1 protein-coding gene is annotated in these 11,962 nt (G+C 45.2%); it reads right to left on the bottom strand.

Going from position 1 to position 11,962, the window contains the following annotated elements; translation table 11 throughout:
• Nucleotides 1–4: 4 nt before the first annotated feature.
• Nucleotides 5–11,941 carry a non-ribosomal peptide synthetase/type I polyketide synthase gene (locus ACY3LV_RS17145; protein ID WP_464864214.1) on the bottom strand — a complete coding sequence of 3,979 codons (11,937 nt, stop codon included), beginning with the start codon at nt 11,939–11,941 and terminating at the stop codon, nt 5–7.
• Between the last annotated feature and the right edge of the window lie 21 nt (nt 11,942–11,962).

The following is an 11,962-nucleotide window of genomic DNA, read 5'->3' as shown; positions in this document are numbered from 1 at the left end:
CTTCCTAAAAGTTCAATTCAATAGAATGGATCGTGTTGTCTTCTTCCGGATTGCTGCCGCTCAATTCGATATGTTCGATTTGAATGGTTGGATGTTGACTAATCACGGATAAAATGTGTAAATAATCGTTTGATAAAGCCTCGATTCTGCTTTTCTTAAATAGTTTCTTCGAGTATTCGAACAGACCGTGATGTTTGTCTTGATCCGCCTGGATCGACAAGGTCAGATCGAATTTGGCAACCGGATGATGAAGCTTATATGGTGTGAATCGAAGGGAATCCAGTTTCAATTCAGCTTGATCGAGATTTTGCAGCACAAACATCGTATCGAACAAAGGATTGCGGCTTGAATCTTTTGGAAGATGTAAATGTTGGATCAATTCTTCCAATGGATAGTCTTGATTTTGATAAGCATTTAGCATGTTTTCCTTTACTTCGTTTAAGTAAGCATCGAATGTTTTACGGCCTGCCGGGTGATTGCGAATGACTAAAGTATTAACGAACATTCCTACAACAGGCTCTACATCCATATGAGTTCTGCCGGCGGTTGGCGTCCCTACGACAATATCCTCTTGTCCGCTGTACTTAGATAGAAGAATCGTATAGGCTGCCAATAAAATCATATACAGTGTTGCTCCTGTACTTTCTTCCATCTGACTTAAGCGCTGTTTCAATTGTGTCGGTATAAGAAATTCAAACGATTCGCCTTCGTAATTGCGTATGGCAGGTCTTTCGTAATCCGTAGGCATATCAAGTGCAGGAATGTCATCATGAAACTGATTCAGCCAATACGCTTCCTGGTTCTTGATGTTCCGCCTCTGAACTTCCGTTTGCTGCCAAACCGCATAATCTTTATATTGAATGGAAAGCGGCTCCGGTTCATTCCCCTCATAGAATCGACTTAAATCTTTCATCAGAATGTTCATAGACACGCCATCGGAAATGATGTGATGCATATCGACCAGCAGCACATGTTTTACAGGTTCAATTTCAATCAGTTCGACTCGCATCAACGGCGGCTTGGTTAAATCAAACGCTTTGATAAAATCAAGCACACGATCTTCCACTTCTTCTTCACTCGCTTGAATCCGTTCTATTGAAAATTCGATGCTCGGATGAATACGTTGTGCCGGTTCGCCGCCGTATAGTTCAAAGCTGGTCCGCAAAGCTTCATGACGCTCAATTAATTTTTGGAAAGCAGCGTTTAATCGGACCAGATCAACGGCCCCTTCTACAATCATGGCACCCGTCATATTGTAAGTCAGCTCGCCGCCTTCTGCATGGCTTAACAGATACATCCGTCTCTGAGCCGAAGAAACTGGATAATAGGGCATTTCCTTTGCAACCGGAATCGGTGCATATCGATGTTTTTCCATGCGTAACACCATGTTTGCTAACTGTTCAATGGTAGGAAACTTAAATATTTCTTTGAGAGACAGATTCACATCCAGCTCTTTGTGGATTCTGGCAGCTAAGGCCGTCGCTCGAATGGAATTTCCTCCAAGGTCAAAGAAATGATGTTTGATCCCCACATGGCTTATGCCGAGCAACTCTTGCCATATGGCTGTTAGCCTTGATTCAACCTCATTGCCTGGCGGGACATACTCGGCTATCTGTTGCAAACTTGTCTCTAGCGCAGGCAGTGCTTTACGATTTATTTTCCCGTTGGACGTTAACGGCATATGCTCCAGTTGGACAAAATAGGATGGAACCATGTAGTCTGGCAGCTCCAGTGACAATTGTTCTCTAAGCTGCGCAATTGTTATAGGTTGATCGCTCACATAATACGCACACAATTGTGTTAAGCCGTCCTCTTCTTCTCTGGCGACAACTGCGGCCTTTTGCACTGCTTCCACTTTATGCATCGCAGCTTCGATTTCACCAAGTTCGATTCGATGTCCTCTGATTTTGACTTGCTCATCGATTCGGCTCAAATAGACAAGATTTCCATCCCGCAAGCGTTTAGCCAAGTCGCCTGTCTTGTACATCTTCGTTCCCGGGGCAAACGGGTTATCAACGAACTTCTCTGCTGTTAAATCCGGACGCTTCCAATATCCTCTGGCAACACCGGCTCCACTGATATACATTTCACCAGGTACCCCGATCGGCACCAGGTTCCTGCTGGCATCCGCCACATAAATATTCGTATTGGCGGCCGCAGTGCCTATTGGTACGAATTCTCGGCTATCCCGTTTAGCGTCGTATCGATAAATCATACAACCGACGACCGCTTCCGTCGGTCCGTATTCATTGAATATGTCCAGTTGGCCTTTAAACTGCTCGCTGACACTTTGCGCTAGCTGGGTGCTTAAATTTTCTCCGCCTACGATCATTTTCCGAATTGTCGTTCCATCGGCTATATTCATTTCTTTGAGTACATGCAAATGAGCCGGGGTCAGTTTGATCATATCTATTCTTGGGTCCTGCATAATCGTTGAAAGCACCGCGCTTTTGTCTTCTCCATCATAGACAATGACGGTATTTCCCGTGACCAACGGTGTGAAAATCGAAGTCACCGTTAAATCGAAAGAGACGGACGAATACAAGGGGAAGTTGGTTTTCTCGCCCTTTACATAAACCTCTTTCGCCCACCAAATATAATTGGCTAATCCTCGGTGCTCAATGAGTACGCCTTTCGGATTCCCCGTGGAACCCGACGTATAGATCATATAGGCCAAATCATGCGCATCGCTGATCGATTCAAGATTCGAGCGATCCTCATGATAAGAGCTTTCCTCATCCAAAAGCACAATGTCACCGTTAGGCGTTAATTGTTTATGTAGATGGAGCTGTGTCAAAACAATCTCCGCCTCTGAATCTTTCAGCATATATTGTATCCGATCCTCCGGATATTCCGGATCAATGGGCACGTATGCGCCGCCGGCTTTTAGAACAGCCAAAATTCCAACAATCAGCTCGATTCGATGCGGGCAGATGATGGCAACGAACTGATCCGCTTGTACGCCCTTGGTTCTTAATGTTCGCGCCAATTGGTTTGCCCGTTCATTGAGCTGCCTGTACGTGTACCGCTCATTGCCAAATATAACGGCTTCATGATCAGGCCGCTGTTTGGCTTGCTTTTCAAACCATTGACAGACTGTTTCATCGTGCGGAAACGGCGTCTTCGTGTCATTAAACTCCATCAGCAGTTGATGCCGTTCGGTGTCAGATAGCATAGGAACGGAAGACAAGGATTTCTCCGGCTCCTTGACAAGGCTATCCAAAATGCGGGTATAGTGCCCTGCTATCTGTTCAATGGTTTCTTGTTCAAACAGCTTTGGATTATAATCGAAATGCATCTCCAACTGTTGCCCGGCATCTTCGATCGTTAGCATCAAATCATATAAAGAGACTCCGGGATTTCGTTCTTTCACCCTGAACGTACATCCGTTTTGCTGGATTTCATGAAATTCAATATTTTGAAACACAAACATCGTGTTAAACAGCGACTTTCCTGTTGTTTCCCGGTGTACATTTAATTTCTCCACCAACCAGTCAAATGGATAGTCCTGGTTTTCGAAAGCCTCAAGCGTCTGCCGCTTGACTTCTTCCAAGTAATCCGTAAACCTTTTATTAGCGTGTGGTTTGGTACGAATCCCAATGGTTTGAATGAAAAGACCGATCATGCTTTCAATATTCGGATGATTTCTTCCGGAAACAGGCGTGCCTACGACGATATCTTCTTGGCCCGTATATTTGTGAAGCAGCACTTTGTATGCAGCCAAAAGCAGCATATACAGAGTCGTGCCCGCCTTTTGCGACATTTCTTGAAGCGAACGGATTAAACTTGACTGCAAGGAGCATGTCACACGCTGCCCTTCAAAAGACCATTCCATCACGCTTGAACCGTCTGTCGGCAGTTGGGTGAGGGGGACTTCTTCCTTGAATTGCTCCAGCCAGTATTTCTCCTGCTGCTCCATGGTCCCTCCATTCAACCACTCGTTTTGCCATTCTACGAAATCTTTATATTCAAATTCAATTTCCGGCAATGGCTTACCATGATATAAAGCGAATAATTCATTTGTAAGTATGGTGGTGGAATAACCGTCCGAAATGATATGATGCATATCGATGAGCAGCTCCGCCTGCTCGCTATCGATCTTGATCAGCTCCGCGCGAACCAAAGGAGCTCGTTCAAGGCGGAAAGGTTTTACAAACTGATCTGCATAGGCTTCAAATTCGTTCCGATCCATCGAACGGACACGAACGTTAAAATCAAGCCCGCTTGCAATCTGCTGCACAATTTCGCCATCTATGATTTGAAAAGAAGTGCGAAAAGCTTCATGGCGCTGCATGACTTGTTGTAGGGATGCGATCAAGGCTTGCTCATCGTACTGCCCCCTAATCGATATTTGGCCAAACATATTTTGCGACACTTGATTCGGTTCCATTTGATGCAGGAAATATACTCTTTGTTGCGCTGGCGATGTCCGGTAAAAGGCTTTCTGCTCAACAGCCTTCATCGGGGGCGATAAGACTTTCTTTTCACTCCGGATGAAACTCGCCAACTCCTTAACCGTCTGATGGTTGAAAAATTGTCCTATGGAAACTTTTTGATTAAATGTTTTCTGAACTTTGGAAAGCATAAGCGTCGCTTTTAGCGAGTTTCCTCCCAGAGCCAGGAAGTGATCCGATCTGCCCACCCGCTCAAGGCCTAAATGTTCCTCCCAGATCTGTGCCAGCTGTCGTTCCGTTTCATTTTCCGGCTCTTCGTAGACGGCAGCACGATCCGCCGCATTGCTTAATGTTGAAGAGACTCGCAGCTGATGATCGGCATACAGCTCACACAAAGCTTGTTGATCTTCATCGGAAAACATCGTCAAAGAATCGAGAGGGACAGAGTCCCCCTCAACCATTTTTTGCAGCAATTTCGCAAAGCCCGCTCCCCACTTTTCCATGATCTCCGGACTGATGACGTTCGTATTAAAATCGAAAACAAGAACATATTCTTGACCCGAGTCCGTTACGTTAAGAAATAAATCGTATGAAGTGCATTTTATAGGGTACGCCATCAGGTCAGCCTCGACCTTTCCGAAATGCAGTTTTCGAAAAGGTCTGTCCAAATTAAAAATAATTCGCATATCCGGCACTTGATCGTGCGGAAGCTGTCTGGCCACCAGTGTCATCGGAACGGCTTGATGCCGCATGACTTGATTCATGGTTTCCTTCATACGGCCCAGGTAACCGGATAAGGTGCTTTCTGAAGAAGCTGTGTTCTTCACCGGAACCATATTGACGCAATTTCCAATCAGCACATCGTGTTTCATATGCGATTGACCTGCGGTTGGAATCCCGACTACAAGACCGGACTGCTTGGTAAGCTGATGCAGAAAGAGATGAAATGCGCCCAGCATCGTTACAAATACGCTGTTTTTCATCCGAATGCTTAATGACTTTAAAGCCTCGCTTAATGGCCGGCCCAGTGTAACTGTATACCGGTCCCCCTCATAACCATGCGGATAACTGGAAGAAGCCATGCTGGGCAAGAATGCCTGCGGTACTGGTTCAGAGAGGTGCTGCAGCCAATAACGAACGCTTTCTGAATAATGACCGTTCTTTATCTGCGCTTGCTGCCAGTCTAAATATTGGCGAAACGGAGTAACCTCATCCGACGGAAGCGGTTTTCCTTGTGCAACTGCGGTGTAAGTGCTCTCCAGCTCTTGTACAAAAACAGCGATCGACCAACCATCGGTGATGATATGATGGAATGTAAGCACAATCAGATGTTCGTCTTGGTTCGATTTAAGCACATGAACTCTAAACAAGGGCTTCTGTTCGTGAAAATGAAACGGCCGCTTGGCGTCTTCTGTCAGCCATTTCTGAATTTCCGCTTCTCGATGCTCATCCGGGTGACCGGTAAAATCGATGAAAGGAATGTCCACATTCATTAGTGCCTGCACTTGCTGAACTTCGTCATCAACATGTATGACCGTACGTAAAGCGTCATGACGGTTGACAATATGCTGCACCGCTTGTTTTAACAGCGTATGCTGCACTGCTCCCTTCACTTTTAGCATAATGGATTGGTTCAAAGCCGCAGAAGCTTCATTCCCATAATGGGATACCATAACCAATTGTTTTTGTTCAGGAGAAAGCTCATACGTTTCGGGTTCTTTATGTCCCCCGTCATCAGGGGAATCCGGACCTTCCGGAATAAATCCGCCTCGGCGAAGATCTTTCACCGTTTCTTGAACGGCTTGAATGATATAAGCAATATCATCCGAGGTATGAGCCGTAGACAGGAAGCAGTTGCGTCCTTCCCAAACATAGACCCCTTTATAATTGAGATGATAAAAGAACAAATCATTATCAACCGATGAGACAAATCGGAATAAGGAGCCGAATTGAACCATCCGAATCGGCACTTGCGATTGCTCAAAATAGCGATTCAATTGATCGACCAAGTAGGTTGTCTTTTGATTTAACGGCTCATACAAATGTTCTCCTTCGGATTGAAGGTGCCGAAGCACGGCTAATGACATTCTCATGGTAAGCGGATGAGTATTGAAAGTGCCGGCTACAAACGTGCGTTTCGCCTCGTCCGTTGGATAGGAGTCGTCTCCATACTGCCAGACTCCGCCATCGATCGCATTCATGAACTCAGCTTTTCCGGCCACAATACCTAACGGTTGCCCGCCGCCGATGATTTTCCCGTAGGTTACCAAATCGGCTTGAATGCCGAACCATTCCTGCGCGCCGCCGAGTCCGATCCGAAAGCCCGTAATAATTTCATCCATAATCAGGGCTGTCCCGGATTGTTGCGTGATCGCCCGCAGTTCTTTCAAAAATAATTCCGGTTGCAAATCCGGCCTGCGGCTTTGCACCGGTTCCACCAATACGGCTGCCAATTCATTTCCAAGGCTGCGAATAACGTCCAATGAATCCGGATGATTGTAATGCAAAATAATCAAATCATTCATAAAGTTTTGCAGTATGCCCGGAGCCAGCGGATTGGCAGGCGCAGCCCCGCCTTTCGTATTGGCTGCCCCTAATACGCCGTCAAACGTACCGTGATAAGACCCCGAGAACACCACAACTTTCTTTCTGCCTGTTGCCGCCCTCGCCAAACGGAGGGCAACCATGACCGCCTCTGTTCCGGAATTATAGAAAGCGACCCTTTCTACCCCTGTAGATGAGCGGATTCGCTCTGCAACTTCTCCGGCGACATTCGACATCGGACCAAGCGGCGGCAATGCCGAATGCGTTGAATCAAGGAGGACTTGCGTAATAAAGGACGGATGATGTCCAAAAAGGTTGACCCCGAAGCCCATAGTGATATCGATATATTCGTTTCCATCAACATCCCACATCCTGGAACCATTCGAACGTTCGGCGACGATCGGATAAACCATTTCTTTCCAATATGAACGGAAACTGGACAAGTTGCGGTTATTTGCATGAGCAAATCGGGTTTCGTCCGTGTATTGCTTGGAACCTTTCGTTTTGTCTACGTATTTCTCGATAAAAGCTTCTAAATATTGTTTTTGCTGTGCAGTATAGTTGCCCTGCTCATGCAAGCGTTGAGACTGAAAAGGAATATAAGGCTTCGCTTCTTGAGTCAATTTCTTTTCTGCTGAGACAGCCGGAGGCCCTTGTTTGGAAGAAGGGATCGATTTTTCTTGCTGCATAGCGTATTCTTCCACTGCAGAATGATGACGGTTGTTTTTCAACGAATTAAAGCTATTCAATTGAGCTTGTAAGGTGTGCTTGATTAATTGATTTTGAGAAGCAATAATTTTCTCCAACATATGCTCTTGATGATTTTCCGATTCGGACTGTGTTTCTGATGTAACAAGCTCTTCTTGCGTCGTAACATTTTCATGAGGCGGAGTTGATGCAGACGATGGAGCAGCGTCTGCCAAGTAATCTACGACACTTTGAATGTTGTTCATCGTATCAAAAAATCGTTCCATGGGGATGTCCACATCAAATTCATCTGCGATGGCTTTTTTGACCTGGGTCAGCATGATGGAATCCATTCCGAACCCAATAAAATGGGCATTCAAATCGATCTCATTTGCTTTGATTCCCGAAACATTGCTAATCACAGTCTTCAAGAAAGATTCAATGTGCGCCTTCGTATGATTCATATCCAATGCTGCTTCCCCTCCCTCTTTGCTTTCCTTAGCGTGCAAATGGTCAGCTTTAACCCAACATCGATTCCGTTCAAACGGATACAATGGCAATGGCGTTTTTTGTACAACTTCATTGGAATATAACGCACGCCAATCAATCACTGCTCTTTGCACAAATAATTCAGCCACACGATTCAACCATTTGATTCGTTCATCCTTTGTGTAGGGACGATGCTGCATCAGATGAGAGACTTGTTTATTCAGATGGGCTTTGTCGGCAGGCAGCATTTCCTTCATGTTCTTGTCACCAAAGTATACTTGGTGAAGATCTTTTTCACCTTGAATCAAGCAGGTCAGCTTATCCATTAATTCTTGCTTACTGGATACAATCATGGCTATACAATGATCTAAATGAGCCCTTCCTGTACTGGCCGTATAGCAAATGGACTTCAGTGAAGCTTGACTGTCATCAGAGATATATTGCTGATACCGATGAGCCAGTTCGTAAAGTGCGGTTTCAGTATGGGCGGATAAAACAAATAGGTACGGCTCATTCCCTGCCGCCGGTGCATACTCACCTTCAGGAGTATATTCCTCCAGAACCATATGCGCATTCGTTCCGCTAAAACCGAACGAGCTGATTCCACATCGCATCGGTCGGTCATCAGCTGTGAAATCCATAACTTCTTGATTCACATAAAATGGGGAAGATTGAAAATGCATTAACGGATTCGGTTTATTAAAGTGCGCTAATGGCGGGATTTTTTTGTGATTCAACATGAGGACAGATTTTATCAGTCCAACGATGCCTGCCGCTTCAAACAAATGTCCGATGTTCGCTTTAACGGAGCCAATCGCACAAAATTGTTTCTTTTCCGTATACTTCTCAAACGCTTTACAAAGCCCGTTAAATTCAACCGGATCACCTAGCTTGGTACCGGTGCCATGCGCTTCGATGAAAGACAGCGATTCAGGAGCAATGCCCGCGTCTTTCCAGGCTGTCTCAATGACCTCGGTCTGAGCTACCGGATTCGGTGCGGTGATTCCAACGGTTGTCCCGTCTTGATTCATCGCGCTTCCCTTGATCACGCCATAAATATGGTCTCCGTCGCGAATCGCAGCCTGCAAAGGTTTCAACAGGACTGCCGCCACGCCTTCGCCAGCGCCTGTGCCGTCCGAATCTTCGCTGAACGTTTTGGTGAACCCGTCTGAAGATTCCATATCGAGTCCGATACGCAGCGGCAATAGCGATGTTCGAATACCTCCGGCGAGCGCCATTTCACAATCGCCTGTAAGCAAAGATTTGCATGCCATATGAACAGCAACAAGTGATGAAGAGCAAGCCGTATCCACGGTAACCGCCGGTCCTTTTAAATTTAAAAAGTAAGCGATTCGACTTGCTAACACGGAAGGAAGATTGCCCGCAATATAATGATGAAGTTCCTCCGGATAATTCGCAGAGAGGAGACGTTCGTAATCGTAGCCCACCTTCGAGTATCCTGCATAAACCCCGACCTGACGCCCGCTAATGGTGTCGCCGGCATAGCCTGCATCTTCAATCGCATGCCATGCGGATTGCAAAAACAGCCTTTGATTGGGGTCCATGAACTGCGCGGTTTTGGGAGCTAGACCAAAGAACGAATAATCAAATCGGTCGATTTCATCTAAATAGCCGCCCTTAATAAACTGACTTTCATTGAAATCGCTTCGAATGGACCGTAAATAATCCATCGCATCTTTGACTCTTGGTGCAGGAAATTGTCGAATGCCATGCTCTCCTCTTTCAAGCAGATGCCAAAAATCACTCTTATCCGCTGCGCCTGGAACATTGAGCGACATCCCGATAATGGCGATGTCTTTCGACGAAAAATGGCTTGGTTTCTCTGCATCGGCTTGCTTGATTTCAGCATGGCTTTCAGCAAGAAATGCCGCTAAATCTGCGATAGAAGGATATGTAAAGAGATCGTCAACTGCAAGCTCGCGACCAAACATTTGTTCTATGCGTTCGGCAATTTGTGATAACTGTATTGAAGTTGCGCCTATGTCAAAATAACGATCGTTTAGGTGAATCTTTTTCCCGGCCAGCACTTCGGAAAAGATAGACAGCAATTCCGTTTCTATCTCATGAATGGGAGTCTGAACCGGTTCCTTCGGATTACTCTCCAGACATTCCTTGATTTTGGCTGACTCTATCGAAAATGTCCCTGACTCATACTGCTCAGCCAATTCATATCGTTTAACCTTTCCGCTTGTCGTTTTTGGCAGCTTTCGGATCGGAAGGACTTCTTTAATACTCCATCCACCTCGTTGGTACAAATGCTTTTTAATGTCTTTGACAAGTGGTGCAAACTGGTCTGGAGATTTTTTGAAAACGACAAACAGCACGATTTCACAGCTTCGTGTCTCTTGATCATATATACCGCAGGCTGCAACTCTTCCTAAATCAACCCCCTCCATTTCCATGGCGACTCGTTCAATATCATGAGGATACACATTTTTTCCGTTCACAAAAATAATGTCTTTTTCCCTTCCGGTTACAACTAAGTTACCATTTTCACTAATGAATCCGAGGTCTCCCGTTTTCACCCATCCATCGGGGGTCAGCGTTCTGTTCGTACTTTCGGGGTTGTTATAATACCCTTGGGTCACATTTTCCCCCTTGATCTGGATATGCCCGATAAATCCGTCTTCCAATCTCTCGTTTGCTTCATCGCAGATTCGAATTTGACAGTAATCAATAGGCTGTCCCACCTCGACAAAAGAAGCGCAATTTTGATCCTCTTTGCTTACTTCAACTGCTCTTTCACCCAGATTTAAATGATCGCGATGCAAATAGACAGGGACAAATTCTTCTCCAATTTTAGAGCACGCTGCGCCAACGGAAGCTTCCGCTAAACCGTAAACATTCAAAATGGCAGATCTATTCATATTGAACACTGCACATCTACTCAAAAATTCGTCACATAGTTCTGGCAATATAGGTTCTGCTCCGTTTGCGATAACCCTTATATGGGATAAATCCCAGTCGAAACTTTTGTCTTTCAGAAATTTAAGGAAGTAATTATATCCAAAATTAGGAGAGGATAGAATGCTGGCTTTATGTTCATGGGCCTTTTTCATCCAAAGAATGGGTCTGCGGATAAATAATTCTGTCGGCATTAAATGTTGATTGATTCCGACCAAGACGGGAGTAAGATGGAAAGCAATAAGCCCCATATCATGGGTTAAAGGCATCCAAGATAAAAAAACATCTTTCGAGTCAAGAGCCAGAACACTCTGAATGGCGCACGTATTATGGATTAAGTTATGATGGGTTAACATGACCCCTTTCGGGTCCCCTGTCGATCCGGAAGAAAATTGAATAAAGGCCAGTTCATCCGCATCAGGTTCATATAATGAAGCGGGCTGATTGTAGATTCGGTCTTGAATGATGTCGGATTTCTCGCTTAATTGATGATGGAAATCCTGAATATCGTGTTCTGCAGCGTACTTTTTTATTTTTTCCAATGCCTTTTCAGAGGCAATCAGAAACGGATTGTTTAATATATTCCAAATGCGCCATACCTTTAGCTTATGGTCATCATCTTCTCCGATACTGACCGGTACCGGGATCATTCCTCCTAATAAACAAGCCCAAAAAGCGACGACAAATGATTTGTTGTCTTGGATTTGAAACACAATTTCTTGTCTCGGTTGAATGCCGATATGTTGTAAGTAACCGAGAAATCCTTGTGCCTCTTCAAACAATTGGCGATAAGATATAAACTTCTCGGTTTTATCGGATTCGATAAAACGGATCCCGTGATCCGTTTGATTGCTTCTTTCCCGAATGACATCGACTAAAGTTTTAAATTGATTGGTAAACATAGGTCAGATCCCCTCCAGGGC

The sequence above is a fragment of the Bacillus sp. 11C genome, assembly GCF_055486375.1.
This window is presented reverse-complemented; position numbering and strand designations above follow the sequence as displayed.

Coding starts and splice junctions, on each gene's coding strand:
- ACY3LV_RS17145 (WP_464864214.1), bottom strand. CDS start 11,941: ATGTTTACCAATCAATTTAAAACTTTAGTCGATGTCATTCGGGAAAGA.